The following is a 26,044-nucleotide window of genomic DNA, read 5'->3' on the forward strand; positions in this document are numbered from 1 at the left end:
CCACAACGTTATCCACGGGCGCGGGGGATAAATTTCCCTCTGTCGGGGGACGACTCGATCACGGCCGGCCAAGGACTTAGCCACAAGCGCGGCTAACAAATAAATCACGCGCTGACAAGCACGTTACCGAGCAAAGACACGGTCGGACGTCCTGGCGCGAAAAACGCGAAAAAACGCGAAACGCGAAGGGTCTGCGGCTCAGTCCTGCGCTGCAGTGGCCTCCAACGGCCGCAGTGCACCCAGCACCGTCGGCAGCAGCTCCGATACGGTGGGATGGATGAACACGGCGCGCTGCACGGTCGACACCGGCTGCCGCGCATACATCAGCGTCAGCAGCGCATGCACCGCCTCGTCGGCCTCCACGCCCAGCAGCGTCGCGCCGACCAGGTGCCGCGTCTGCGCATCCACCAGCACGCGCAGGAAGCCTTGCTCCTCGCCCTTCTGCACTGCGCGCCCGACCCTGGACATGGGGCGCTCGCCGATGAGCGTCGGCCGGCCCGAGCGCAGCGCCTCGCCCACCGTGATTCCGATGCGCGCGAGCGGCGGATCGGTGTAGAGCGCGTAGGCGGGAATTCGATCGCTCACGCGCCGCGGATCGTCGTCGAGCAGGTTGGCGGCGACGATTTCGAAGTCGTTGTAGGCCGTGTGCGTGAAGGCACCGCGGCCGTTGCATTCGCCGAGTGCCCAGATGCCTTCCGCTGAGGTGCGAAGCTGGTCGTCCACCTCGATGAAGCCGCGCTCGTCGACCTTGACGCCGGCGCGCTCCAGCCCGAGGTCGTCAGTGTTCGGCCGGCGCCCGGTGGCGTTGAGCACGTGTGTGCACAGCAACTCGTCCTGGTCTTCGCCGCAGCGCCAGCGCGCTGCAATGCGCTCGCCCTCGCGCCGCAGCGCGAAGCATTCGGTGCCCGTGCGGATCTCGACGCCCTCGCGCTCGAGGATTTCCTGCAAGGCAGCCGCCACGTCGGCGTCCTCGCGCGGCACGATCTGCGCGCCGCGCTGCAGCACCGTTACCCGCGAGCCGAAGCGCCTGAACATCTGGGCGAACTCCAGCCCCACGTAGCTGCCGCCGACCACGCCCAGGTGCTCGGGCAGGCGGTCGAGCGCCATCAGCGACGAGTTGTTCAGTACGTCCACGCCGTTGCGGATTTCAGGCGCCAGCTCGCTCGCGCGTCCGCCCACGTTCACGAAGATGCGCTCGCTGCGCAGCAGCCGGTCGCCCACGCGGACCACACCGGGCGCTTCGAAGCGCGCATGGCCCTGGATCACCGTGACGCCCGGCATGCCGCGCAGCCACTTCTCGACGTTCTCGCTCGACCTGCCGGAAATCCGGCTCTTGCGCGCCATTACCGCGCCGAAGTCCACCGCGGCCTCGCCCCGGATCGAGATGCCGTACTCCTGGCTTCGATGCAGCAGCGCCGCCACGTGCGCGCTCGCCACCATCGCCTTGGTCGGAATGCAGCCGGTGTTGACGCAGGTGCCGCCGAAGCGATGGCGCTCCACCACCGCGACGCGATGGCCGGCCTGCGAGAGGCGGTCGGCCAGCGCAGGGCCGGCCTGGCCGCTGCCGATGACGATGGCGTCGAAGGACTCGTCCATGTGCATCTCCTTTGGAAGGGCGCAGTGTCTCAGGCCGGCGGCGGCTTGACCAGCAGGGCCGGCCGCTCGCCACACGTCGTGCGCTCCGTTGCCGCGAGAGAAGCCAGGCGGTGTAGTCTCGCAGGGCAGCAGGAAATCGTCATGTCACAAGTGCTTCGCATCCGACCGGTCGTTCAGGACGACCATGCCGCCTGGCGTCCTCTCTGGGACGGCTACAACGCGTTCTATGGCCGCCACGGCGAGACGGCGCTGCCGCCGCACGTCACGCAGACCACCTGGCAACGCTTGCTCGATCCGGCCGAGCCGGTCTTCGGGCTGGTGGCCGAAGGCGAGGAAGGCATCGTCGGGCTGGCCCACTATCTTTTCCATCGCAGCATGACGCGGGTCGAGCCGGTCTGCTATCTCTCCGACCTGTTCACGCTCGAGTCGCTGCGAGGCCGCGGCATTGGCCGGCTGCTCATCGAGGAGGTCTGCCAGCAGGCCAGCTCCGCAGGCGCTTCGCGGGTCTACTGGCAGACGCACGAGTCGAATGCCTCAGGCCGGCTGCTCTACGACAAGGTCGCGAAGCACCACGGGTTCATCGTCTATTCGAAAGAGCTGTGAACGCCACGGCCCCGCACGGTTCGAGCAAGGAAAAGGAAATGAACTTCATCGCGTGCACGCACGATGCCCACGCCGGCGCCATCCTGGACATCTTCAACGACGCCATCGCCAACTCCACCGCCCTCTACGACTACCAGCCGCGCACGCCGGAGAGCATGGCTGGCTGGTTCAGGACCAAGGAGGCAGGGCGCTTCCCGGTGATCGGCGCGATCGACGACGGGGGCGAGCTGCTCGGCTTCGCGAGCTACGGCACCTTCCGCGCATGGCCGGCCTACAAGTACTCGGTCGAACATTCGGTCTATGTCCACAAGGAGCACCGCGGCAAGGGACTCGGCCTTGTGCTCATGCAGCAACTGATCACGGCCGCCAGGGCGCAGGAGTACCACGTGATGGTCGGTGCGATCGACCTGACCAACAAAGGCAGCATCGCGCTGCACAAGCGGCTCGGCTTCGAACATGCGGGCACCATTCGGCAGGCCGGCTTCAAGTTCGGTCGATGGCTCGACGTGGATTTCTGGCAGCTGGTGCTGGAAACGCCGGCGCATCCGGTGGACGGCTAGCGGAAAACCCCGGGCATGGCCATGGCAACCATCCGAAACGGTCGGCTTCAAGAAGGCTGGAGTTGTTTCGATTTTCTTTCGCTGCACCAGCAGCTCGATCTGCTGCCGGCGTTGCCGACCGGCGCCTGAGCCGCCGGGGGCCCACGTTCCCTTCAAGCCAGCAGCGCCTTGACCAGGTCCAACTGCCGGTCCGGTCCCTGCGTCGTGAGCTGCAGGTTCGCCTCGATGCGCAGCAGGTGCTCGGTCATGCAGGCGACGGCCGCCTCGGCATTGCCGCTGCGGGCCGCGCGCAGAAAGTCCGCGTGCTCGTCGGAGGAGCAGTGCGGATCGTTGGAGGAGTGGTAAAGCATCGCGATCAGCGAGCTGCGCGCCACCAGCTCGCGCACCAGCTCGGCCAGCGTGCGATTGCCCGCGGCCTCCGCCAGCGCGACGTGGAAGTCGCCCAGCAGCTTTTCGCGCACCGTGCCGGTGGTCGTGGTGGAACGCAGCGTGGTGCGCTCGAAGTGGATGTGCTGCTCCAGCGCGCGGTAGTCCGCGGGCTTCGCCTTGGCGACGAAGAGCCGCACCACCTCGGCCTCGAGGATGCGCCGCACGCCGAAGACCTCGCGCGCTTCCTGCACGCTGGGCTTGGAGACGAAGGCGCCCTTGTCCGGGATGATCTCGATCAGCTTTTCCTTCGACAAGGTCAGGAGCGCCGCGCGGATCTTGGTGCGGCTCACCGCGTAGACCCGCCCCAGCGCCTCTTCGCGCAGCCAGGTGCCCGGCGGCAGGCGCTTCTCGACGATGGCGGTGGCAATGTCCTGCGCGATGCTCTCGACGGTCGCGCTCTTGTCGGGCGGGGCGGCGGCCTCTTCGGGGGCTGGGGTCGGCGTCGGGAACGGGGATGCGGGTGCTTTGGGCGCGCGTGGCATGGCCCGATTGTGGACGACGCGCCGCGCGGCGGGCTTCATGCCGCGGCGCCCTGCGTCAGGCGGCGCGCTTGAGCGTCGGCGCCTGCAGCGTGAAGCCTTCCAGCAGGCCCGTCATCGGCTTGGCCGGCGGCAGCGCGAGCTCGCCCCGCTTGCTGGTGGCCAGGCGCAGGTTCACCAGCGACTCGACCAGCTGCGTGCCCGCCGCCACGCCGTCGACCACCGGCACGCCCAGCACCTGGCCGATGTGCGCGCACAGGTCGGCCATGCCGGCGCAGCCGAGCACGATGGTGTCGCTGCCGTCCTCCGCCAGCGCGCGCCGGCATTCCTCGACGATGCGCTCGCGCGCCTTGCTGCCCGGGGCCTCCAGTTCCAGCACCGGGATCTCGCAGGCGCGCACGTTGGCGCAGAAGCGCTGCATGCCGTAGGCCTCGGCCAGGTGCCGCGCCTGGCCGATGGTGCGCGCGAGCGTGGTCACCACGCTGAAGCGGGTGCCGACGAGGCTGGCCACGTGCATCGCTGCCTGCGCGATGCCCACCACCGGCCCGCGCGCCAGCTCGCGCGCGGCCTGCAGGCCCGGGTCGCCGAAGCAGGCGATGACGTAGCCGTCGATGCCCTCGCGCTCGCCGGCCGCGATCTCCTGCAGCAGGCCGGGCACGGCCAGCGCCTCGTCGTAGTGGCTCTCGATGGAGGCCGGCCCCATCGCCGGGCTGACCGCCACGATCTCGGTGCCCGGCCGTGCGACGGAGCGCGCGCAGGCACCGATCTTCTCGGTCATGCTCCAGGTGGTGTTGGGGTTGATGATCTTGATGCGCATGGAGGTGGGTTCAGGACTTGCGGTTGAGGAGCGCGTAGATCACGAAGCCGAGCCCCATGCCGATGAACCAGGCATAGTTGGCGGCGCCGCGCCACGCGGGGATGAGCACGCACAGGATCGGGATCAGCGCCGAGGGGATCATGGTCCACACGGCCTTCATGTTGTAGCCCTTGGTGTACCAGTAGCGGCCCTTGGAGCTCAGCGTGTAGAGCTCGTCGACCACCACGTGCTGCTTCTGCACCAGGTAGAAGTCGGCGATGAGGATGCCGAACAGCGGGCCGATGAAGGAGCCCAGGATGTCCAGCGTGTAGTGGATCACCTCGGGGTTGTTGTAGAGGTTCCAGGGCGTGAGGAAGACCGAGCCCACCGCGGCGATCATGCCGCCGGTGCGCCAGCTGATGTGCTGCGGCGCCACGTTGGAGAAGTCGAAGGCCGGCGAGACGAAGTTGGCCACGATGTTGATGCCGATCGTCGCGATCATGAAGGTCAGCGCGCCCAGCACGACGGCGGTGGTGCTGTCGATCTTGCCCACGGTGTGGACCGGATCGGTGATCAGCTCGCCGAACACCGGCAGCGTCGCCGCCGTGGTGATCACGGTCAGCAGCGAGAAGAAGATGAAGTTGATCGGCAGGCCCCAGAAGTTGCCCTTCTTCACCGCGTCGAAGCTCTTGCCGTAGCGCGAGAAGTCGCCGAAGTTGAGCATCGGCCCGCTGAAGTAGCTCACCACCAGCGCGATGGCCGAGAGCATCACCGGCAGCGCGTCCCAGCCCTGGAACTTGACGCCGCCGAGGTTCAGGTCGATGTTCTTCCAGCCGGCCTTCCACACCAGCCAGCCGCACAGGATCGCCATCACCACGTACACGCCCGGGCCGGCCCAGTCGATGAACTCGCGGATGGCTTCCATGCCGTGCCAGAACACGAAGGCCTGCAGCACCCACATCACCATGAAGGCGAGCCAGCCCAGGGTAGAGAGGCCGGCAAAGCCGTGCAGCTTGACGTCGGCGTAGGGCGCGAGGGTGGGAAACAGGTGCAGTGCCAGCACCATGAAGGCGGCCGAGGCCAGGTAGGTCTGGATGCCGTACCAGGCCACCGCGATCAGGCCGCGGATGATGGCCGGGATGTTGGCGCCGCGCACGCCGAAAGAGGCGCGGCAGATCACGGGGTAGGGCGTGCTCGTCATCTGGCTGGGCTTGGCCACCAGGTTGCAGAAGAACTGCACGATGCAGATGCCCACCAGCAGCGCGACCAGCACCTGCCAGCTGGAAAGGCCCAGCGCGAACAGGCTGCCGGCGGTGATGTAGCCGCCCACGCTGTGCACGTCGGACATCCAGAAGGCGAAGATGTTGTACTGGCCCCAGGTCTGCTTCTTCAGCGGCGCGAGGTCCTCGTTGGTGAGGGCCGGGTCGTAGCCCGGCTTGATGATGGCGTTCGAATCGTGGGCATGCGGCACGGGGCCGGCGATCGGCAGGTCCACGCTGGCTTGGCTGACGGCGGTGTTCACGGGTTGTCTCCTCGTGGGGGTGGTGGCGGTTGGCGGTTTCCGGGCGAGGTGCTCGGTCGTTGATTGCACCCTATATTTGTATACAAAAAATGGGTGCAATCAAGCGGCATTCGAAGGCATGGAGTTGGTGTTTACCCCATGCAGGTCGACAATGAAGCGCCGAAACCAGCGAAAGAAAACGCATGCTGCCCCAGGACGAGAACGCACCGATCGAGCACCGCCTGGTGCGGGTGCGCGGCATCGTCCAGGGCGTCGGCTTCCGCGACAGCTGCATGCGGCATGCACGGGCGCGCGGCATCGCTGGCTGGGTCCGCAACCGGCGGGACGGCTCGGTCGAGGCGCTGCTCCAGGGTCCGCCGCAGCAGGTGGCGCAGATGTGCGACTGGCTGCGCCACGGCGTGCCCGGCGCGCGGGTCGATGCGCTGGAGCAGAGCACCGTCCCGGCACCGTCGCCGCCGCTGGAAGGGTTCGACATCCTGCCCACGGCTTGAGGCCTTTCGTATCGAATTCGGTGCCCGGCGGCAGGGGTCCTACGACACGGTAGGCATGGGCCTACAAGCGAAACGTACGCATTCGAAGCGCTGCCCGCTGCCGCTTGCCTCAGGATGAAGTTTCCGGCATCCCGCCTGCCACAAGCGCAGGCACCGAACACATGAGGACACGAGTATGGGAATCGACGTAGACCGAAACGCAGCGCAAGCCAGAATTCCGAGGCCCGCGCGTTGGACTACGCAGCTTGAAAATGGGTCGCGATCTTGATGAGCAGTCCGCAACTGTTGGCATTCCTGCTGCCCCAATTTCATCGCATTCCCGAGAACGATCAGTGGTGGGGCGAAGGCTTCACCGAATGGACGAACGTCAGGAAGGCGCGGCCGGGGTTCCGCGGGCACCGTCAGCCCCGCGTGCCGCTGCACGGCCACTACTACGACCTGTCGGACCCCAGCACGCAGGACTGGCAGGCCGAGCTTGCGAAGGCGCACGGGCTGGGCGGCTTCTGCTACTACCACTACTGGTTCGCGGGCCGGCAACTGCTGGAAAGGCCGCTGGAGACGATGCTTCGGCGGGGTGCGCCCGACTTCCCGTTCTGTCTGGCCTGGGCCAACGAGCCCTGGACGCGCGTCTGGGATGGCGGCGACCGCCACGTCCTGATGCCGCAGAGCTACGGCGACAAGAGCCATTGGGAGGCCCACTACCGCTATCTCGAGAGGTCGTTTCGGGACCCGCGCTACATCCGGGTGGACGGATGCCCGGTGATCCTCATCTACCGGAGCGCCAGCATCGCGGAGTGCGGCGACATGCTGGATTGCTGGCGCAACCTGGCGGTGAAGAGCGGCTTCCCCGGGCTGCACGTCGTGAGCATGCTGACCGTGTTCGGCCGTGATGAGCGCAGCCATCTCTTCGACGCCTACTCCGAGTTCGAGCCCTTCTACACGCAGGCGCACCTGCCGGTCCACATGAGGATTTCCGAGAAGCTCGTGAATGGGGCGAGCCGGCTGTGCTGGCGCTATCTTGGACGGGGCCCCTACGCGCCGCGGAGCAGGGACTACCGGGCGATGTGGCGGGCGCTTGCCAGCCGTCCCGTGCGGCCGGACCAGTACCCCGGCGCATTCATCGACTGGGACAACAGTCCGCGCAGGCAGCTGGACACGAGCCTGGTCATGCGCAACGTGGATGTCGACACGTTCCGGACCGGTTTCTCACAGCTCTACGAGAGAGCCAGCGATGCCGGGGCCCGCTTCATCTTCATCAATGCCTGGAATGAATGGGCCGAGGGCACCTACCTGGAGCCGGACGAGGACATGGGCACGGCCTACCTGGAGGCCATTCAGGCCGTGGTCGGGCGCAACGGCAGCGGTTGAGCCGCAAGGCCAACCCGAGGGGCAGGCCAGCGGCGTACTTCAGGCCAGCAGATCGTGCAGCGTGCGCGCGATCACCTTGGTGGCACGCCTCAGGTCTTCCAGCACCAGGCGCTCGTCGCTGCGCTTGGCATGCGATTCGAGCACGCTGCGCGGCCCTGCACCGTAGATCACGCCCGGGATGCCGGCTTCGGCATAGAGCCGCACGTCGGTGTAGAGCGGCGTGCCCATGGCCTTGATCGGCTCGCCGAAGACCGCCTGGCCGTGCTTCTGGATCGCATCGACCAGCGGCTTGTTGCCGGGCAGCGGCTTCATCGAATTGGCCAGCAGCAGGCGCTTGATCTCGACGGTGATGCCCGGCACCTGCGCCGCGGCATCGGCGATGACCTGGCGGATGGTGGCCTCGACCTCTGCCGGATGTTCCTCGGGGATCATGCGGCGGTCCAGCTTGAAGGTCACCTTGCCGGGCACGACATTGGTGTTGGTGCCGCCCTCGATGCGGCCCACGTTGAGGTAGGGGTGCGTGATGCCCTCGACCTTCGACGTGACCTGCTGGTAGAGCGTGTTCTGCGCATAGAGCGCATTCAGGATGCGGACCGCGCCTTGAAGCGCGTCGATGCCGGTGGCGGGCACGGCCGCGTGGGCCATCTTGCCGTGCACGGTGACTTCCATCTGCAGGCAGCCGTTGTGCGCCGTCACCACCTCGTAGCTGAAGCCGGCCGCGATCATCAGGTCGGGCTTGGTCAGGCCGTTCTTCAGCAGCCAGCCGGGGCCCAGGATGCCGCCGAATTCCTCGTCGTAGGTGAAGTGCAGCTCGACGCTGCCCTTGGCCGGCTTCGCCACCGCCTCCAGGGCGCGCAGCGCGAAGGTGAAGCTCGCGAAGTCGCTCTTGCTCACCGCAGCGGCGCGGCCGTAGAGGCGGCCGTCCTCGATCTCGCCGCCATAGGGGTCGTGCGTCCAGCCTTCGCCGGGTGGGACCACGTCGCCGTGGGCGTTCAGCGCCACCGTGGGGCCTGCGCTGCCGTACTTGCGGCGCACGATCAGGTTGGTGAGCGACTCCAGGCCGTAGTCCTTCACCTCCTGCGCTGGCACCGGGTGCTTCTCGGCCGCGAAGCCGAAGTCTTCCAGCAGCTCGGCCGTGCGCTCCGCATGCGGCGCGTTGTTGCCCGGCGGCGTGTCGGTGGGCACGCGCACCAGTTGCTGGAGGAAGCGCACCTCCTCGTCGAAATGAGCGTCGATCCAGGCGTCGAGCCGGTCGTAGTCGGTAGTCGTCATGTCGTGGTCTCGGAGGCCAGGTTGTCGAGCAGCAGCTGGAAGGCTTCGACCGCCAGCTGGATGTCGTTGTTGGTGCTCGATTCGAGCGGGTTGTGGCTGATGCCGGAGTTGATGCCGCGCACGAAGAGCATGGCCTGCGGCATCACCTCGTGCAGCTTCATCGCGTCGTGGCCCGCGCCGCTGGGCATGCGGTGCAGCGGCACGCCGAGCGCATCGACCGCCTTCTCCCACCGCTGCTGCCACTCCGGCGCGCTGGGCGCGGCGGAGGCCTTCATGCTCTCTTCGATCGTGTGGCGCACGCCGCGGCGCTCGCAGATCGCGACGAGCTCGGCCAGCACGTCGGCCGTGAGCTTGTCGCGCTGCGGGTTGTTGGGCGCGCGCATGTCCAGGCTGAACTTGCAGCGGCCCGGCACCACGTTGATCGAGCCGCTCGGCACTTCCAGCATGCCGACGGTGGCAACCGAGTCGCCGTCCCTGGCGGCGCGCTTCTCGGCGTAGAGGATCAGCTCGGCCACCGCCGCGGCCGCATCGCGGCGGCGGTTCATCGGCGTGGTGCCGGCATGGCTGGCCATGCCGATCACCTCGCCCACGTAGCGCACGCCACCGTTGATCGAGGTCACGATGCCCAGCGGCAGGTCGAGCTCGGTCAGCACGGGGCCCTGCTCGATGTGCACCTCGACGAAGCCCAGGTATTTGGACGGGTCGCGCTTCAGCTTGGGGATGTCCTCTTCCTTCAGGCCGGCGGTCGCGAGCGCCTCGCGCATGGTGATGCCGTCGGCGTCCTTCTGGTCCAGCCACTTCGGGTCGAAATGCCCGGTCAGCGCGCCCGAGCCGAGGAAGGTGGCCTTGTAGCGCTGCCCTTCCTCCTCCGCGAAGCCGACGACCTCGAAGGCGAAGGGCAGGCGGCGGTTCTGGCGCTTGAGCTCGCGCACGCAGGCGATGGGCACGAAGATGCCCAGCCGCCCGTCGTACTTGCCGCCGTTGCGCACGGTGTCGTAGTGCGAGCCGGTGAGCAGCGTCGTCGCATCGGGCGCCGTGCCCTCGTAGCGGCCGACCACGTTGCCCACGGCATCGATCTGCACGCTGTCGAAGCCGGCCTCGCGCATGCAGCCCGCGATCTGCTGCGCGCAGGCGCGGTGCGCCTCGGTCAGGTAGGTGACGGTGAGCTGGCCCTTTTCGGCATAGCCGGGGTCGGTGTGCACCGCGAGCTGCTCGTGCCAGTCCCACACCAGGTTGCCGAGCGTGGGCGTGACGCCGAACTTGTCGTCCAGCCGGATCTCGGCAATGCGATGGATGTTGCGCAGTGCCTCGCCGCGCTCGAAGTCCGCGGGGTTGTGCAGCCGGCGCTCGAAAGTGTCGATGATCTCGCGCTTGCCGAGGCCCGTGCCGCGCGGCCCGCGCACCGCGAGGATGAAGGGAAAGCCGAACTTCGCGTTGTAGTCCGCGTTGAGCTGCTGGATCTTCGCGAACTCCTCGGGCGTGCACTCGGTAAGGCCGGCCTTGCCCTGCTCGTGGGTGGATTCCGCGGTGAGCGTCTTGCTGACCATGGCCTTGCCGGCGAGTTCGGGGTGGGCGCGGATGAGGGCGAGCTGTTCGTCTTCGGTCGCGCCGGAGACCACCCGCACCAATGCATGCTTGAGCTGCGCGAGCGAGCGGAAGGGGCGCGCCGCGGCGGCGCGCTGCGCGATCCAGGGCGAATGCTCGTAGGTGCCCTCGAGCAGGGCCGCGAACTGCTCGGGCGTGGCGGCGTTCAGTTGTTCGATGCTCAGCGCCATCTCAGGCTCCCTTCGATTCGGTGTAGGGGTGCGCCGCTTTCCAGTGGCGCGCGATGTCGAGCCGGCGGCAGACCCACACGCGATCGTGCTTCGCAATGTGGTCCAGGAAGCGCTGCAGCGCCGTGATGCGGCCCGGGCGTCCGAGCAGCCGGCAATGCATGCCGATGCTCATCATCTTCGGCGCCTCGTCGCCCTCGGCGTAGAGGGCATCGAAGCTGTCTTTCATGTACTGGAAGAACGGGTCCGCATGCGAGTAGCCCTGGGGCAGCGCGAAGCGCATGTCGTTGCAGTCCAGCGTGTAGGGCACGATGAGCTGGGGCACCACCGTGCCGTCGGTCTTCTGCACCTTCATCCAGAAGGGCAGGTCGTCGCCGTAGTAGTCGCTGTCGTACTCGAAGCCGCCGTAATCGGCCACCAGGCGGCGCGTGCGGGGGCTGTCGCGGCCGGTGTACCAGCCCAGGGCCCTTTCGCCGGTGAGCTTCTCGATGGCCTGCATGCCCAGGCGCATGTGCTCGCGCTCGGTGGCCTCGTCCATGTTCTGGTAGTGGATCCAGCGCCAGCCGTGGCAGGCGATCTCGTGGCCCAGCTCCTTGAAGGCGGCCGTCAGCTCGGGGTGGCGCTCGAGCGCCATGCCGACGCCGAACACGGTGAGCGGCAGGCCGCGCTTCTCGAACTCGCGCAGGATGCGCCAGACGCCGGCACGCGAGCCGTATTCGTAGATGCCTTCCATGCTGATGTGCCGGTCCGGGTAGCTCGCCGGGTTGAACATCTCGGAAAGGAACTGCTCCGAGCCGGCATCGCCGTGCAGCACGCTGTTCTCGCCGCCTTCCTCGTAGTTGAGGACGAACTGCACCGCGATGCGCGCGCCGCCGGGCCATTGCGCATGCGGCGGGTTGCGGCCGTAGCCGACCAGGTCGCGCGGGTAGGGCAGGGTGGTGTCGTAGATGTTGCTCATGACGAGGATCAGGCGGCCAGTGCGACGGAGATGTCGTGAGTGGGGACCTTGCGGTCGAAAACGAGGTTGGCCTCGACGTTCAGCAGGTGCTCGGTCATAAGTCGCACGGCGCGCTCCTCGTCCTTCGCGGCCAGGGCCTTCACGATGTCGGCATGCTCGTCGTTGGAATGCTCGGCCGCGCTCGCGCTCTGGTACATCAGCGTGATGAGGGCGCAGCGCGAGATCAGCTCGCCGAGGATCTGCGCCAGCACCTGGTTGCCCATCAGCTCGGCCATGCGCACGTGGAAGTCGCCCAGCAGCTCGGTGCGGCCCGAGACGTCTTCACCGGAGACGGCAGCCTTCTCGAGCGCGACGTGCTCCCTGAGCGCCTTGATCTTGGCCGGCGTCACGCTGCGCACGAACTCGCGCGTCATCTCGGCCTCCAGCATGCGGCGCACGGCGAAGACCTGCTTGGCCTCGTCGACCTCGGGGGCCGCGACGAAGGCGCCGCGCGCGGGCTCGAGCCGGATCAGCTTGTTCTGCGAGAGCTGGAACAGCGCCTGCCGCACCAGGGTGCGCGAGACGCCGAAGTGATCGGCCAGCTTCTGCTCGGCCAGCTTGCTGCCCGGCTGCAGCCGGTGTTCCACGATGGCCTTGGTGAGCGCATCGACGATGGCGCGGGTGGTGGTCGAATCCATGTTTTTCATGATAGACCCAAAGCCGAGAAGTGTATACACTTTTGTCGACCGGAATTTCCCGAATGACTTAGCACGTGTTCTTGAAGGAGCATCACCATGGGCCTGAGCACCCACGTCCTCGACACCATGCACGGCGGCCCGGCGGCCGGCATGGAGGTCGCGCTTTACACGACCGAGGGCACCGGCGATGACGCGAACGCCACGCTGGTGAAGCGCTTCACGCTCAACGCGGACGGCCGCAGCGACGGGCCGCTTTATGCCGACGGTGCGCTGAAGGCGGGCACCTACCGCCTGGTGTTCGATGTGGCGGGCTATTTCAAGTCACGCGGCGTGAAGCTGCCCGAGCCGAATTTCCTGAATCGCGTGACGCTGGACTTCGGCGTCGCCAATCCGCAGCAGCACTACCATGTGCCGCTGCTGGTCAGCCCGTGGAGCTATTCCACCTACCGGGGATCCTGAAACTGCGAGAGCTGTCCTTCGGTCAGCGTGTCGAGCTGGAAATGCCCGCTCTTGTCCCACAGCCAGGTCTCGGTCCAGGTCAGCTTGCCGATGCGGCCGGCGGCCGGGTAGGGCGCCGCGCTCAGCACGGTGCGCTCGATCTCGGCGATCACCTCCGGCGCATGCTTGGGCGCGCGCATCCAGTTCATGCCGGTCACGCGGCCGTTCGCATCGATGCTGACCGAGAGCGTGCCGATGGCGTAGAGCAGCGGCGGCAGCTTGCCGGCATAGATGCGGTTGCCGTTGCGCGCGTAGATGTGGCGGGCGGCGTCCTGCTTGTACTCGCGCGGGGTGGCGGCGTTCGAGGGGCGCGGGGTCGCGCTGGAGCCTGGGGCGGTCGCGTTGCTGAGCTGGCCGGGCACGGAGCCCGTGGATCCCGGCAGGCCGCCGCAGCCGGCGAGGCCCAGGGCCAGGGTCAGGCCGGCCGCGAAGGCGCGGTGCAGGGGCGTGGCGAGCAGCGTGGATGTCATGCTTGGATTTATACAGTGGGCGCAGGGCCCCGGCGCAACTGGAGGTTTCGCGGATGAACGGCATGGTCGACGAGCTGCTGGCACGCCTCGCGCGCGGCGAGCAGGGCGTGCTGGTGCGCGTCGAGCAGACGCAGGGCTCCGCCCCGCGCGAGGCCGGCACCTGGATGGCCGTGTGGGCCGATGGCCTCACCGCCACCATCGGGGGCGGGCAGCTGGAGTACCAGGCGACCGAGGAGGCGCGCGGCTGGCTGCTCGGCGGCCCGGCGATCGAGGGCGTGCGGCGCTATCCGCTCGGCCCGAGCCTGGGCCAGTGCTGCGGCGGCGTGGTCTTCCTCTCTTACCGGCGCATCGCGGCGGCCGATGCGAAGGCGCTGCAGGCCGAGCTGCTGGCGCACCTTGAACCTGTCGCGCTGTTCGGCGGCGGCCATGTGGGCGCGGCGCTGGCGCGGCTGTTGTCGACGCTGCCCTTCAAGGTGCGCTGGATCGACAGCCGCGACGGCGTGTTCCCCGATGCGCTGCCCGCCCAGATCGAGACCGAGCATTCCGACCCGGTGCAGGACGCCGTGGCCCAGCTCGAGCCCGGCTCGCGCGTGCTGATCATGAGCTTCAGCCATGCCGAGGACCTGGACATCGTCATCGCCTGCCTGAAGCGCCTGCGCGCGCGCAACGACCTGCCCTACGTGGGCCTGATCGGCAGCAAGACCAAGTGGGCGACCTTCAGCCACCGGCTGGAGGCGCGCGGCTTCTCGGCCGAGGAGCTGGCGCGCATCACTTGCCCGATCGGCGTGCCCGGCATCACGGGCAAGGAGCCCGAGGTGATCGCGGTCGCCGTAGCGGCACAACTATTGCAGAGCCTGCACGGCGCGTGAGGGCGGGTCAGGGTTTTCCTGCAGCCCTGCGCCGAAAAAACGCTCGAATCCGTCCCCAAAAGTGTATACACTCCAGTCCACAAGCCGCAGCGGAGCGAGGCCTATCCAGGAGCCTGCGTTCGCGGCCCTTTCTCTGCTTACAGCGCCCGCAGTGGTGAGCAGTCCAAACCAAGGTTGAGCACATGGAAAGCTACTACCTCGACTGGGCCAATCTGCTGCTGCGCTGGGTCCACGTCATCACGGCCATCGCGTGGATCGGCGCCTCCTTCTACTTCGTGATGCTGGACAACAGCCTCGAGAAGCCGCAGGACAAGGAGTCCATCGACAAGGGCGTCGGCGGCGAGCAGTGGGCGGTGCACGGCGGCGGCTTCTACAACATGCAGAAGTACGCGCTGGCGCCGAAGAAGCTGCCGGACCACCTGCACTGGTCCTACTGGGAAAGCTATTCCACCTGGATCAGCGGCTTCGCGCTCTTCACGGTGTCCTATCTGTGGAACGCGAGCACCTACCTGATCGACAAGTCCAAGATGGACTGGCAGCCCGGCGCCGCCATCGGCGTGGCGCTGGCCTTCTTCGTCGTCTTCTGGATCGTCTACGACGGCATCTGCCAGATCTTCGGCCAGCGCAAGAACGGCGACACCATCGTCGGCGTGCTGGTGGCCGTCTTCATCGCCTTCGCGACCTGGCTGGCCTGCCAGTGGTTCGCCGGCCGGGCGGCCTTCCTGCTGGTGGGCGCGATGATGGCCACGACCATGAGCGGCAACGTGTTCTTCTGGATCATCCCGGGCCAGCGCAAGAACGTGCAGGCGCTGCGCGAGGGGCGGCCGGTGGACCCGATCCACGGCGCGCGCGGCAAGCAGCGCAGCGTGCACAACACCTACTTCACGCTGCCGGTGCTGTTCGCGATGCTGAGCAACCACTACAGCTTTACCTACACGCACAAGTACAACTGGATCGTGCTGCTGCTGATCATGCTGGGCGGCGCGGCGATCCGGCAGTTCTTCGTGGTGCGGCACCGCTTCAAGCTGGGCAACGCGGGCAACCCGCTGCCTTATGCGATGGTCGGCGTCGTGGTGCTGGGCCTGTCGATCGTGTGGATGCGGCCCGAGCCCGCCGCCGCGCCGATGGCCAGCGCCGCCGCCTCGCAGAAGGTGGCCTTCGGCGACGTCAGGAAGGTGCTGGAGCAGCGCTGCTACATGTGCCACGGCGCCCAGGTGCAAATGAAGAACGTGCGCCTCGACACGCCCGACCAGGTCGCCGCGCATGCGCAGGGCGTCTACCAGCAGACGGTGGTGACCAAGATCATGCCGATGAACAACTCGACCGGCATGACCGATGCCGAGCGTGCGCTGATCGCGAAGTGGTTCGAGGGCGGCGCCAAGACCAACTAGCCCGTGCGGCCCTCGCGGCGGGCCGTGGACAATCCGGGCAACGGAGACCGAATGCAATGAATCCATCCAAAGCCCTGCCCGATCCGCACGCCGCGCCGCGCGATTTTCTCGAACAGCTCTACCGCATCGCAGTCCGGCGCGCGCTGCCGCTGGACAGCATGGGCGCCTATCTCCCGCAGCCGCCCAAGGGCCGCACGCTGGTGCTCGGTGCCGGCAAGGCCGGCGGCTCGATGGCACAGGCGCTGGAGGCGCTGTGGCCGGCCGATGCGCCGCTCTCGGGGCTGGTGGTCACGCGCTACGACCATATCCCGCCGCGGCCCGAGGGGCTGGCACAGCGCATCGAGATCGTCGAGGCCGCGCATCCGGTGCCGGACGAGGCAGGCCTGAAGGCCGCCGAGCGCATCCTCGCGCTGACGAAGGGCCTCACGGCCGACGACCTGGTGCTGTGCCTGATCTCCGGCGGCGGCTCGGCGCTGCTCACGCTGCCGGCCGAAGGGCTGACGCTGGCGGACAAGCAGCGCATCAACAAGCAGCTGCTCGAATCGGGCGCCCACATCGGCGAGATGAACTGCGTGCGCAAGCACCTGTCGCGCATCAAGGGCGGGAGGCTGGCCGCCGCCTGCGCGCCGGCGAAGGTGGTGACGCTCACCATCAGCGACGTGCCCGGCGACGACCCGGCCGTGATCGCCAGCGGCCCGACGGTGCCCGATGCGACGACCTGCGCCGATGCGCTGGCCATTCTGGATCGCTATCGCATCGAGGTGCCGCCTGCCGTGCGCGCGCAGCTCGAAGACGGCACGCTCGAAACACCCAAGCCCCATGACGCCGTGTTCAAGGGCCATGCCACGCACCTCATCGCCACCCCGCAGCAGTCGCTCGAGGCCGCCGCCGCCGCCGCGCGCGCGGCCGGCATCGAGGCCCACATCCTCAGCGACGAGATGGAAGGCGAATCGCGCGAGGTCGGCAAGGTGCATGGCGCGTTGGCTCGCGCCGTGGCATTGCGCGGTGCGCCCTTTGAGAAGCCCTGCGTCATCCTGTCGGGTGGCGAGACGACCGTCACCATCCGCCCGCGCCAGCCAGGGCAGGCGAAAGGACGCGGTGGCCGCGCCGGCGAGTTCTGCCTCGGCCTCGCGGGCGCACTGGCCGGCCAGAAGAACGTCTGGGCACTGGCGGCCGACACCGATGGCATCGACGGCGTGGAAGACAACGCGGGCGCCTTCGTCACGCCCGACACCCTGGCGCGCGCCGAAGCGGCGGGGCGCAAGCTGGCCGATCACTTGGATCGCAACGATGCCTACGGCTACTTCGATGCGATCGGCGATTTGTGCGTGACGGGGCCGACGCACACCAACGTCAACGACTTTCGGGCCTTGCTGGTGTTGTAGCCCACTGGCACCAAGCCAATCTACTGGCCCCCTCGACGCCCCGCACGCCTCGCCCGCCCCGCCGCCATGGGGAACAACGCCATCGCCTCTTCGCGTACGGCTTCCACCAGCCGCAGCCTGAGCGAGGCGCGTGACCAGATGAGCCCGACGCGCCGCGGCTCGAAGGGCAGGGGCAGCGGGATGCGTGCAAGCCTCAATCCTTCGGGCCAGGGCCGGATCCAATCCGGCACGAGCGAGACACCCAGCCCCCGGTCCACCATGACGGCGATCGGGCCCAGCGCGTTGAGCTCGAAGCGCTCGCGCGGCTTGATGCCGGCCTTGCGCAGGTACTGGTCGGCCAGCCGGCCACCCCACTGCGTGCGGTCGTAGCGGATCAGCGGCTGGTTCGCAAGCAGTTCGTGCGGATCGGCGTTGCTCCACCTGGCAGGCGCCAGCACCACCAGGGGCTCCTCGCGCAGCAGCTGCCAGCCCAGGGTCTTGGGCAGCGCTACCGGCGACTGCAGCACGATGGCGGCGTCGAGCTCGCCGCGCTGCACCGCCGGGTGCATATCCACCGAGTAGCCGGGCTGCACGTACACGTTCACGCCCGGATAGCGCTTCACCAGGCCGGCCAGTATGTCCGGCACCATGCCCAGCAGCGCGTTGGTGCCGGCACCCAGGCGCAGGTCGCCCGACAGCGTTGCGTCGTTGGCCACCGTGCGCAGGTCGGTCACCTGGGTCAGCAGCTCGCGGGCGCGCTCGACGATGCGGTCGCCCGACTCGGTGGGCGTCACGGTGCGGCCCATGCGCTTGACCAGCGGCGTGCCCATCTCGCGCTCCAGCGCACGCACCTGCTGGCCCACCGCTGCGGGCGTGAGGTTGAGCCGGCGTGCGGCTTCGGCCATGGAGCCGTGCTCGACGACGGCCACGAAGCTCCTGAGGAAGTCGGTGTTCAAGGCAGGCCCCCAAAGTAAAGAAAATCTTCCGTCTGAAGATAGCATCACACGGTTTTTCTTTTCGATGCCCACGCGCAGACTGTGCCTCAATTCTTGAGGAGAAAGCAGAATGCGCAGCAAGCTTTTCGTTCCCGGCTCCCGTCCGGAGCTCTTTGCCAAGGCGCTGTCGGGCCCCGCCGACGCCTTGTCCTTCGACCTCGAAGACGCAGTGACCGAGGAGCGCAAGAACGAGGCGCGCACCAAGGTCGGCGAACTGCTGCGCTCGCCCGCGGCGCGCGCCTCGGGCAAGACGCTGATCGTGCGAGTCAATGGCATTGATACGCCGCACTTCGAAGCCGACGTCGCAGCCGTGGCGTGCGACGGCCTGCACCTGTTGAACCTGCCCAAGGCCGAATCCGTCGAGCAAGTACGCGCCGCCGTGGCCGCGCTCGCAGCCGCCGAGCGGGCGAATGGCGTGACCCGGCCTGCGCGGCTCATGCTGAACGTGGAATCGCCGCGCGGCCTGCGCGAGGCCGCAGCGATGGCGCAGGCGGACGCGCGCGTGGCCGGCCTGCAGCTGGGCTTCGGCGACCTCTTCGAACCACTGGGCATCGTGCGCCGCGACGCGGCCAATGTGCATGCCGCGATGTTCGCGATGCGCATGGCGGCGGGCGAGGCCGGCGTCTTCGCCTACGACGGCGCCTTCGCCGACATTCACGACGCGCAGGGCTACGTGGCCGAGGCCCGGATGGCGCGGCGGCTCGGCTACCTCGGCAAGAGCTGCATCCATCCGAGCCAGGTGACCCTGGCGCACCAGGTGTTCCGCCCGCTGCAGGCCGAGATCGAGCGTGCGCAGCGCATCATCGAGGCGGCGCGCGACGCGCAGACCCGCGGCGTGGGTGCCTACATGGTCGACGGCCAGATGGTGGACGGCCCCTTCGTGCGCGGCGCCGAAGGCGTGCTCGCGGATGCGCGGCGGCTGGGGCTGCTGCCCGAGCGCGGCGCGTCGACCGCGATGCAAGACGCGACAAGCAAGTTGGAGACGACATGATCTTGCCCGGCCTGACCCGCGCCGCCCCTGTACGCCGGCGCCGCATCGCGGGTGCGCTGGCGACCCTGCTCGGTGCCGCGGCTTTCTGCGCCGGTGCACCGGCGCAAGAGGCCTGGCCCTCGCGCCCGATCACCATCGTCGTGCCCTATCCGGCCGGCGGCTCCAACGACGTGTTCGCGCGCGCGATGGGCCGGCGCCTGTCGGAGGTCCTGGGCCAGCCGGTGCTGATCGACAACAAGCCGGGCGCGGGCGGCACGCTGGGCACCGGCATCGTGGCCAAGGCGGCGGCCGACGGCTACACGCTGGTCGCGGTGTCCTCCAGCTTCGTCACGAATGCCGCGGTGCAGCCGCGCCTGCCCTTCGACCCCGTCAAGAGCTTCGCGCCGGTCGCCGTGATGGCGCAGGGGCCCTTCGTGGTCGCGGTGCGCGCCGATCTGCCGGCCAGGACGCCTGCCGAGCTGGTGGCGCTGGCCAGGCGGCAACCCGGCAAGCTCAACTACGCCTCCTCGGGCCCAGGCAGCACCAACCAGTTCGCGACCGAGCTGCTGAAGTCCAGCGCCGGCGTGTTCATCACCCACATTCCCTACCGCGGCATGGCGCCTGCCACCACCGACCTGATGGGCGGCACTGTCGACGTGCTGATCGCGAGCAGCTCCTCGCTGCAGCCGGCGCTGCGCTCGGGCAAGGCGCGCGCGATCGCCATCACCAGCGTGGAGCCTTCGGCCACGGCGCCCGAGCTGGTGCCGATGGCGCAGGCCGTTCCGGGCTACAGCTTCGGCATCTGGTGGGGCGTGCTGGCGCCCGCCGGCACGCCGCCTGGCGTGGTGCAGCGCCTCAACAGCGAGATCAACAGGATCATGGAGGGCCCCGAGATGAAGGCCTTCCTGTTGCGCGAGGGCGCCGAGCCCGCGGGCATGACGCCGGCGCAGTTCGCCGCGCAGATCCAGCGCGAGATCCCGTACTGGCAGAAGGTCGCCAAGAACGCCGGCATCTCGGCCGAATGATGGCGCGCGTGACAACGACGAACCAGGACGAAGAGGCGCAGCGCGGGCCGCTCACCGGCATCCGCGTGCTCGACCTCAGTGCCTACATCGCGGGGCCGTATGGCTGCACGCTGCTCGCCGACATGGGGGCCGCCGTGCTGAAGATCGAGCCGCCCACCGGCGACAACCTGCGAAAGTACCCGTCAACGCTGGAGGCCGAGAGCCGCGCCTTCATCGGCGTCAACCGCAACAAGAAGGGCCTCGCGCTGGACCTGAAGAAGCCTGAAGGCCTGGAGGTGCTGCACCGCCTGCTGGCGCAGGCCGACGTGCTGGTCCACAACTTCAGGCCGGCGGTCCCGCCGCGGCTGGGCATCGGCTACGAACAGTTGCGCGAGCGCTACCCGGCGCTGGTCTACTGCGCCGTCACCGGCTACGGCGAAGAGGGCCCGCTCAAGGACAGGGCCGGCTACGACCAGGTGCTCCAGAGCATGACGGGCATCACCGCCATGCAGGGCAAGCCGGGCGGGCCGCCGGAAATCGTCTACGGCTCGGTGGTGGACTACTACGCGGCCTCGATGCTGGCGATGGGTGTGAGCGCCGCGCTGGTGGAGCGCGCACGCAGCGGCCGGGGGCAGTACGTGGGCGTGTCGCTGCTGCGCAGCGCGTTGGCGATGCAGTCGGCGCGCCTGGTGTGGGCCGAGGGCGAGGGCCGCGAGGTGGGGCGCGACATGCGTTCCGGCGGCGTGACCGGGCTGCATCCCACGCGCGAGGGCTACCTGTACCTGTCGGCCAACACGGCGCATTTCTGGGCCGCGCTGTGCGAACGCACCGGGCTGCAGGCGCTGGCCACGGACCCGCGCTACGACTCCGTGCGCAAGCGGGCACGGCATGCGGCGGAGATCGTGCCGCAGCTGCGCAGCGCGTTGCAGCGGCACAGCGCGCTCGAGTGGGAGGCGATCTTCGGCGAGGCCGTGCCCTGCGCGGCGGCGCGCGCAGTCGAGGACATGTTCGTGCACGAGCAGGTGCTGGCCGAGGGCATGGTGTCGGACTTCAGCCATCCGGAGGTCGGGATCTATCGCGGCTTCGACAAGCCGGTCAAGTTCGGCAGCACGCCGGGGCCGAAACCTTTTGCTTCACCGGGCTTCGGGCAGCATTCGGCCGACGTTCTCGCGGCGCATGGCTATGAAGAAAAGGAGATTGCGCGGCTGCGTGCGCTGGAGGTGCTGCCGCAGCGGATGGCGTGAGGAGGGCTGCCGAGCCCCCGCATTCATCGGCGATGCGCCTTCGCCAAGGCCGCCAACCCGGCCAACACATAGCGCATCAGGTCCTCGAGCAGGCCCTCGCTGTCTTTCGCCATTGCCGGCAGCACCTTGCGGGGGATCTCCTTCGGCGCGACCAGCATCACGATGCAGGGCAGCACGGAGAACACCAACGCGCGTTGCACGGCGGGATGCTCCGGCGGCAGTTCCAGAATCTCTGCGAGCAGGCCGAGCAGCAGCTTCGCCTTGGGCTTGACCGCTTTCTCGACCAAGGCCGGTGCGAGCGGTCCCGGTGACATCATTTCCCGCAGCACCACGCGAAAGCCCCAGGGCGCGCTCCCGCGCGAAGAGGGGGCGAGCATGTGCCCGAGCAGTGCGCGCAGCTTGTCGCGCGGATCGCCGAGCGTGCGCGTCATCTCGACAAGTTCCTCCACGCTCACGATGTGGCGGTGCGCCTCGATCAGCACCTCCTCGTACAAGGCCTCGCGGCTGCCGAAGTGGTAGTTGACCGAAGCCATCGGCGTGCCGGCGCGCTCGCAGATTTCCTTGCTGGTGGCATCGGCATAGCCACGCTCGGCGAAGACCTGGCCGGCGGTCTCGAGCAGCAGCGCGCGGGTGGCGGATCCATCGGGGCGGGGTGCACGCACGGTACGCGTGGCAGGGGCCTTTTTTCTCATGGCAGTAGGCATGGCAAAGCAAAAGGTGCGCGCGGAACTCGGGATTGAGTTTGAATTTAAATTCAAATTCGCTAAGATCCAGTCTACTGCATCGACGACACCCCCGGCGCGAAAGCTCACCCATGAACAAGAAACCCCTCATCCTCGGCGGCATCGCAATCGTGGCGGCGCTCGCCGCGGCCGCGTGGTACTTCAACCGCAAGCCGGCCGATGCCGACAGCCTCGTGCTGTACGGCAACGTCGACCAGCGCCAGGTCTCGCTGGCCTTCAACGGCAGCGATCGCATCGGCAAGCTCAACGCGGAGGAGGGCGACCACGTCAAGGCTGGCCAGGTGCTCGGCGAGCTCGACACCCGCACGCTGGAGCTGCGCGCTGCCCAGGCCCAGGCGCGGATCGGCGTGCAGGAGCAGGCCCTGCTGCGCCTGAAGACCGGCAGCCGCCCGGAGGAAGTCGCGCAGGCCCGCGCCAGCGTGGCAGCCGCCCAGGCCGATGCCGAGCTGGCCGGCCAACAGCTGGAGCGCCTGCAGGGCATCCGCCAGACCACCGCCGGCCGTGCCGTCAGCCAGCAGGACCTGGACAGCGCTCTGGCCCGCCGCAAGGTCGCACAGGCGCAGCTGGAGAACGCGCGCAAGGCCCAGCAGCTGGTGGTGACCGGCCCGCGCAAGGAAGACATCGCGCAGGCCCAGGCCCAGCTCGAAGTGGCACGCGCCGAGCTCGCGCTGCTCGGACGCCAGCTCGAGGAAGCCGAGCTGCGCGCGCCCATCGATGCCGTGGTGCGCGCCCGCCTGATGGAGCCCGGCGACATGGCCTCCCCGCAGCGCCCCGTCTACACGCTCGCGATCACCGACCCGAAATGGGTGCGCGCCTATGTGGCCGAGGCCGACCTCGGCCGCGTCAGGCCCGGCATGACCGCCACGCTCTCGACCGACAGCCATCCCGGGCAGCCGCTCGCGGGCAAGGTGGGCTACATCTCGTCGACCGCCGAATTCACGCCCAAGACCGTGCAGACCGAGGAACTTCGCAGCAGCCTCGTCTACGAGATCCGCGTGCTCGCCGACGACAAGGAAGACCGCCTGCGGCTGGGCATGCCCGTCACCGTGCGCCTCCCGCTGAACGGCAGCGCGACGCCGGTCGCCGCGGGGCGCTGATGAATGCCGCCGTGCCCGCGCTCGTTGGCCACGGCCTGCACAAGCGCTTCGAGCTCAAGGGCGCGAAGCGCACGGTGCAGGCAGTAGCCGACGTGTCGCTGGAAATTCCCGCCGGCACGCTCAGCGCGCTGGTCGGCCCCGACGGCGCCGGCAAGACCACGCTGCTGCGCCTCGCGGCCGGCCTGATGCGCGCCGACGAGGGCACGCTGCAGGTGCTGGGCATCGACGTGGTCGCCCATCCGCAGGCCGTGCAGGACCGCATCAGCTACATGCCGCAGCGCTTCGGCCTCTACGAGGACCTGAGCGTGCAGGAGAACCTCGACCTCTACGCCGACCTGCACGGCGTCCCGAAGAAGGAGCGCACCGGGCGCTATGCGCGGCTGATGGAGATGACCGACCTCGGCCGCTTCACCGCGCGGCCCGCCGGCAAGCTCTCCGGCGGCATGAAGCAGAAGCTGGGCCTGGCCTGCACGCTGGTGCGTTCGCCGCAGCTGCTGCTGCTCGACGAACCCACCGTGGGCGTGGACCCGCTGTCGCGTCGCGAGCTGTGGGAGATCGTGCGGCAGCTGGTCGACGAGGAGCGGCTGAGCGTGATCGTCAGCACCGCCTACCTCGACGAGGCGGAGCGGTGCGGACGGGTCTTCGTGCTGCACGAGGGCCGCCTGCTGGCGCAGGGCACGCCGCAGCAGCTTCGCGACGAGGCGCGCGATCTCTGCTTCATCGCGAAGCCGCCCCATGGCATGCCGGCGCGCACGCTGCAGGCGAAACTGCTGGACGCGCCGGCCACCATCATCGATGCGGTGCCGCAGGGCGGCGAGGTGCGCCTGATTCGCCAGCCCGGCACCGACGGCGAGCTGCTGGCCGCGCTGCTCGACGGCGCGCCTTGCGAGCCCGTGCCGTCGCGCCTGGAGGACGGCTTCATGGTGCTGCTGCGCGCTCAGCAGCAGAAGACCGCGGCACCGAGCGCGACCGCCGCCGGCGTGACAGTCCCCGGTGCTGCGGGCGAGACCGTGATCGAGGTCAAGGACCTGGTGCGGAAGTTCGGCGACTTCACTGCGGTGGCCAGCACCAGCTTCAGCGTGCGCCGCGGCGAGATCTTCGGGCTGCTCGGCCCCAACGGCGCGGGCAAGACGACCACCTTTCGCATGCTGTGCGGCCTGCTGCCCGCCAGCAGCGGCTTCCTGCAGGTGGCGGGCGTGAACCTGCGCCATGCGCGGGCGCAGGCGCGCGCACGCATCGGCTATGTCTCGCAGAAGTTCGCGCTCTACGGCAACCTGACAGTGCAGGAGAACCTCGAGTTCTTCGGCGGCGCCTACGGCCTGCGCGGCGCGCGCCTGCGCGAGCGCATGCACGCCGTGCTCGACCAGTTCGATCTCAGCAGCCAGGCGCAGTCCGCCAGCGGCCTGCTGCCGGGCGGCTTCAAGCAGCGCCTGGCGATGGCCACCGGCCTCCTGCACGAGCCCGAGATCCTGTTCCTCGACGAGCCCACCAGCGGCACCGACCCGCTGGCGCGGCGCGAGTTCTGGCGCCGCATCACTGCGCTGGCGGAGGCCGGCGTCACGGTGATCATCACCACCCACTTCATGGAAGAGGCCGAGTACTGCGACCGCATCGTGATCCAGGACGCCGGCCGGCTGCTCGCCATCGGCACGCCGCAGGAGGTGCGGCAGCAGGCGGGCCGTGCGCCGGACATGGAAGAGGCCTTCATCGGCATCGTGACCCGGTCGCGCGAGCGGAGGGCTGCAGAATGAGCGGCTTCCGCTCCAGGCTCGCCGCCCTCACGCGCAAGGAAGCGCGCCAGCTGCTGCGCGACCCGAGCAGCCTCGCGATCGGTGTCCTGCTGCCCATCATCCTGATCCTGATCTTCGGCTTCGGCCTCTCGCTGGACGTGAAGAACGCGCCCCTGGCCGTGGTGATGGAGGACAGCTCGCCCACCGCGATGGGGGCCGTTGCGGGCCTGCAGCTCACGCCCTACATCTCGCCCGTGATGCTGGGCTCGATGCACGATGCCGAGCTGCTGATGCGCGAGCGCCGGGTCGACGGCATCGTGCGCGTGCCCGGCGACTTCTCGCGCCGGCTGGCGGCCGGCGATGCGCGCATCCAGGTCGTGGTGCACGGCGCCGATGCCGGACGCGCCAGCATCGTGCTGCGCTATGCGACGGCGGCGCTGCAGCAGAACGCGCAGCGCCAGGCCGATCGCGTCCAGCCCGGTGCGGCGATCGGTCGCGTGAGCGTCGAGCAGCGGCTGTGGTTCAACACCGCCAACACCAGCACCTGGTACCTGGTGCCGGGCCTCATCGTGCTGATCATGACGCTGGTCGGCGCCTTCCTCACTGCCTTGGTGATGGCGCGCGAATGGGAGCGCGGCACGCTGGAGGCGCTGTTCGTCACCCCCGTGCGGCCCGTCGAAATCCTGCTGGCGAAGATCATTCCGTACTTCGGCGTCGGCATGGTCGGCCTGGCGCTGTGCCTGCTGGCCGCGCGCTTCCTGTTCGAGGTGCCGATGGTCGGATCGCTCGCGCTGCTGGTGCTGTGCGCCATGCTCTACATGCTGGTGGCGGTGGGCATCGGGCTGGTGATCTCCGCGGTCACGCGCAACCAGTTCCTGGCCAGCCAGGTCGCGCTGCTCGCGAGCTTCCTGCCCTCGCTGATGCTGTCGGGCTTTCTCTTCGACCTGCGCAACGTGCCCGTCGCGGTGCGCGTGGTGGGGCAGGCGCTGCCCGCGACCTACTTCATGGAGCTGATCCGCACGCTCTTCCTGGCGGGCGACGTGTGGCCGCTGGTGCTGCGCAATGGCGCCATTCTCATCGCCTATGCCGTGCTGCTGCTCGGCGTGGCCCGCGCGACCACGCGCAAGACGCTCGACTGAGCCCGGC

Annotated in this window: 25 protein-coding genes; 14 read left to right on the forward strand and 11 right to left on the reverse strand. The window is 68.6% G+C overall.

Translation table 11 applies throughout. The features are described 5' to 3' along the window. Positions 1 to 198 precede the first annotated feature (198 nt). Complete coding sequence (locus ACMGEZ_RS09165) at positions 199 to 1,596, reverse strand: FAD-containing oxidoreductase (protein WP_436821950.1); 1,398 nt, start codon at positions 1,594 to 1,596, stop codon at positions 199 to 201. Between the two features lie 141 nt (positions 1,597 to 1,737). Here ACMGEZ_RS09165 and ACMGEZ_RS09170 point away from each other — a divergent pair, with 141 nt between their 5' ends. Further along, positions 1,738 to 2,199, forward strand: coding sequence for a GNAT family N-acetyltransferase (locus ACMGEZ_RS09170; protein WP_436821951.1), 462 nt, complete (start codon positions 1,738 to 1,740; stop codon positions 2,197 to 2,199). A 38-nt stretch (positions 2,200 to 2,237) separates the two neighbouring features. Continuing rightward, positions 2,238 to 2,759 (forward strand): GNAT family N-acetyltransferase, encoded by a 522-nt coding sequence (locus tag ACMGEZ_RS09175; protein ID WP_436821952.1) that lies wholly within the window; start codon positions 2,238 to 2,240, stop codon positions 2,757 to 2,759. 152 nt (positions 2,760 to 2,911) lie between these two features. On the opposite strand, the gene ACMGEZ_RS09180 is transcribed toward ACMGEZ_RS09175, so the two are convergent. Genes ACMGEZ_RS09180 through ACMGEZ_RS09190 form a run of 3 tightly spaced genes read right to left on the reverse strand, consistent with a single transcriptional unit; the run spans position 2,912 to position 5,985 of the window. Next, positions 2,912 to 3,670: a GntR family transcriptional regulator gene (locus ACMGEZ_RS09180; RefSeq protein WP_436821953.1), complete on the reverse strand. Its 759-nt coding sequence runs from the start codon at positions 3,668 to 3,670 to the stop codon at positions 2,912 to 2,914. 55 nt (positions 3,671 to 3,725) lie between these two features. Then, entirely contained in the window at positions 3,726 to 4,484 is a 759-nt protein-coding gene (locus ACMGEZ_RS09185; protein WP_436821954.1) for an aspartate/glutamate racemase family protein, read from the reverse strand. 10 nt (positions 4,485 to 4,494) lie between these two features. Next, positions 4,495 to 5,985, reverse strand: a complete 1,491-nt coding sequence (locus ACMGEZ_RS09190) for an NCS1 family nucleobase:cation symporter-1 (RefSeq protein ID WP_436821955.1) — start codon at positions 5,983 to 5,985, stop codon at positions 4,495 to 4,497. Between the two features lie 182 nt (positions 5,986 to 6,167). Here ACMGEZ_RS09190 and ACMGEZ_RS09195 point away from each other — a divergent pair, with 182 nt between their 5' ends. Both ACMGEZ_RS09195 and ACMGEZ_RS09200 read left to right on the forward strand, forming a co-directional pair. Beyond that, positions 6,168 to 6,476, forward strand: a complete 309-nt coding sequence (locus ACMGEZ_RS09195; RefSeq protein ID WP_436821956.1) for an acylphosphatase — start codon at positions 6,168 to 6,170, stop codon at positions 6,474 to 6,476. Positions 6,477 to 6,743: 267 nt separating this feature from the next. Then, the gene (locus ACMGEZ_RS09200; RefSeq protein WP_436821957.1) at positions 6,744 to 7,844 is read left to right on the forward strand and encodes a glycosyltransferase WbsX family protein; all 1,101 of its coding nucleotides are present in this window, start codon (positions 6,744 to 6,746) and stop codon (positions 7,842 to 7,844) included. 39 nt (positions 7,845 to 7,883) lie between these two features. Here the strand turns inward: ACMGEZ_RS09200 and ACMGEZ_RS09205 are convergent, their stop codons facing one another. Genes ACMGEZ_RS09205 through ACMGEZ_RS09220 form a run of 4 tightly spaced genes read right to left on the reverse strand, consistent with a single transcriptional unit; the run spans position 7,884 to position 12,532 of the window. Continuing rightward, entirely contained in the window at positions 7,884 to 9,116 is a 1,233-nt protein-coding gene (locus tag ACMGEZ_RS09205) for a M20 family metallopeptidase (protein WP_436821958.1), read from the reverse strand. Continuing rightward, entirely contained in the window at positions 9,113 to 10,891 is a 1,779-nt protein-coding gene (gene uraD, locus ACMGEZ_RS09210; protein ID WP_436821959.1) for a 2-oxo-4-hydroxy-4-carboxy-5-ureidoimidazoline decarboxylase, read from the reverse strand. Before uraD ends, ACMGEZ_RS09205 begins: the two co-directional genes overlap by 4 nt. 1 nt (position 10,892) lies before the next feature. Continuing rightward, entirely contained in the window at positions 10,893 to 11,846 is a 954-nt protein-coding gene (gene puuE / locus ACMGEZ_RS09215) for an allantoinase PuuE (RefSeq protein WP_436821960.1), read from the reverse strand. Between the two features lie 8 nt (positions 11,847 to 11,854). Continuing rightward, on the reverse strand, positions 11,855 to 12,532 hold the full coding sequence (locus ACMGEZ_RS09220) for a GntR family transcriptional regulator (protein ID WP_068676740.1): 678 nt from the start codon (positions 12,530 to 12,532) through the stop codon (positions 11,855 to 11,857). Between the two features lie 87 nt (positions 12,533 to 12,619). Between ACMGEZ_RS09220 and uraH the strand changes: the two genes are divergently transcribed. Next, positions 12,620 to 12,982 (forward strand): hydroxyisourate hydrolase, encoded by a 363-nt coding sequence (uraH, locus tag ACMGEZ_RS09225; protein ID WP_436821961.1) that lies wholly within the window; start codon positions 12,620 to 12,622, stop codon positions 12,980 to 12,982. Here the strand turns inward: uraH and ACMGEZ_RS09230 are convergent. Then, complete coding sequence (locus tag ACMGEZ_RS09230) at positions 12,967 to 13,491, reverse strand: hypothetical protein (RefSeq protein ID WP_436821962.1); 525 nt, start codon at positions 13,489 to 13,491, stop codon at positions 12,967 to 12,969. The genes uraH and ACMGEZ_RS09230 overlap by 16 nt on opposite strands. 53 nt (positions 13,492 to 13,544) lie before the next feature. Between ACMGEZ_RS09230 and xdhC the strand changes: the two genes are divergently transcribed. The 3 genes from xdhC (at position 13,545) to ACMGEZ_RS09245 (ending at position 17,136) form a co-directional block, all read left to right on the forward strand. Continuing rightward, the gene (xdhC, locus tag ACMGEZ_RS09235; protein ID WP_436821963.1) at positions 13,545 to 14,360 is read left to right on the forward strand and encodes a xanthine dehydrogenase accessory protein XdhC; all 816 of its coding nucleotides are present in this window, start codon (positions 13,545 to 13,547) and stop codon (positions 14,358 to 14,360) included. A 182-nt stretch (positions 14,361 to 14,542) separates the two neighbouring features. Further along, positions 14,543 to 15,751 carry a urate hydroxylase PuuD gene (locus ACMGEZ_RS09240; RefSeq protein WP_436821964.1) on the forward strand — a complete coding sequence of 403 codons (1,209 nt, stop codon included), beginning with the start codon at positions 14,543 to 14,545 and terminating at the stop codon, positions 15,749 to 15,751. Positions 15,752 to 15,807: 56 nt separating this feature from the next. Then, a complete protein-coding gene (locus ACMGEZ_RS09245; protein ID WP_436821965.1) occupies positions 15,808 to 17,136 on the forward strand; it encodes a glycerate kinase type-2 family protein in 1,329 nt (442 codons plus the stop codon). Positions 17,137 to 17,156: 20 nt separating this feature from the next. Here ACMGEZ_RS09245 and ACMGEZ_RS09250 read toward each other — a convergent pair whose 3' ends face one another. Further along, the gene (locus ACMGEZ_RS09250; protein WP_436821966.1) at positions 17,157 to 18,071 is read right to left on the reverse strand and encodes a LysR family transcriptional regulator; all 915 of its coding nucleotides are present in this window, start codon (positions 18,069 to 18,071) and stop codon (positions 17,157 to 17,159) included. Between the two features lie 109 nt (positions 18,072 to 18,180). On the opposite strand from ACMGEZ_RS09250, the gene ACMGEZ_RS09255 reads away from it, so the two are divergent. The 3 genes from ACMGEZ_RS09255 to ACMGEZ_RS09265 are packed head-to-tail and all read left to right on the forward strand — an operon-like array spanning position 18,181 to position 21,328. Further along, positions 18,181 to 19,101, forward strand: a complete 921-nt coding sequence (locus ACMGEZ_RS09255; protein ID WP_436821967.1) for an HpcH/HpaI aldolase/citrate lyase family protein — start codon at positions 18,181 to 18,183, stop codon at positions 19,099 to 19,101. Continuing rightward, on the forward strand, positions 19,098 to 20,105 hold the full coding sequence (locus tag ACMGEZ_RS09260) for a tripartite tricarboxylate transporter substrate binding protein (protein ID WP_436821968.1): 1,008 nt from the start codon (positions 19,098 to 19,100) through the stop codon (positions 20,103 to 20,105). Before ACMGEZ_RS09255 ends, ACMGEZ_RS09260 begins: the two co-directional genes overlap by 4 nt. An 8-nt stretch (positions 20,106 to 20,113) precedes the next feature. Continuing rightward, positions 20,114 to 21,328, forward strand: a complete 1,215-nt coding sequence (locus tag ACMGEZ_RS09265; protein ID WP_436821969.1) for a CaiB/BaiF CoA transferase family protein — start codon at positions 20,114 to 20,116, stop codon at positions 21,326 to 21,328. Positions 21,329 to 21,351: 23 nt separating this feature from the next. Here the strand turns inward: ACMGEZ_RS09265 and ACMGEZ_RS09270 are convergent, their stop codons facing one another. Beyond that, on the reverse strand, positions 21,352 to 22,020 hold the full coding sequence (locus tag ACMGEZ_RS09270) for a TetR/AcrR family transcriptional regulator (RefSeq protein ID WP_436821970.1): 669 nt from the start codon (positions 22,018 to 22,020) through the stop codon (positions 21,352 to 21,354). Between the two features lie 122 nt (positions 22,021 to 22,142). Between ACMGEZ_RS09270 and ACMGEZ_RS09275 the strand changes: the two genes are divergently transcribed. From ACMGEZ_RS09275 to ACMGEZ_RS09285, 3 genes are read left to right on the forward strand one after another with little or no spacing between them, the layout of a single operon-like run. Next, positions 22,143 to 23,168 (forward strand): HlyD family secretion protein, encoded by a 1,026-nt coding sequence (locus ACMGEZ_RS09275; protein ID WP_436821971.1) that lies wholly within the window; start codon positions 22,143 to 22,145, stop codon positions 23,166 to 23,168. Beyond that, entirely contained in the window at positions 23,168 to 24,919 is a 1,752-nt protein-coding gene (locus ACMGEZ_RS09280; protein ID WP_436821972.1) for an ATP-binding cassette domain-containing protein, read from the forward strand. The genes ACMGEZ_RS09275 and ACMGEZ_RS09280 overlap by 1 nt, the downstream gene beginning before the upstream one ends. Further along, positions 24,916 to 26,037: an ABC transporter permease gene (locus tag ACMGEZ_RS09285; protein WP_436821973.1), complete on the forward strand. Its 1,122-nt coding sequence runs from the start codon at positions 24,916 to 24,918 to the stop codon at positions 26,035 to 26,037. The genes ACMGEZ_RS09280 and ACMGEZ_RS09285 overlap by 4 nt, the downstream gene beginning before the upstream one ends. Positions 26,038 to 26,044: the final 7 nt, after the last annotated feature.

This window comes from Variovorax stachyos (genome assembly GCF_051400855.1).
Taxonomy (GTDB): domain Bacteria; phylum Pseudomonadota; class Gammaproteobacteria; order Burkholderiales; family Burkholderiaceae_C; genus Variovorax.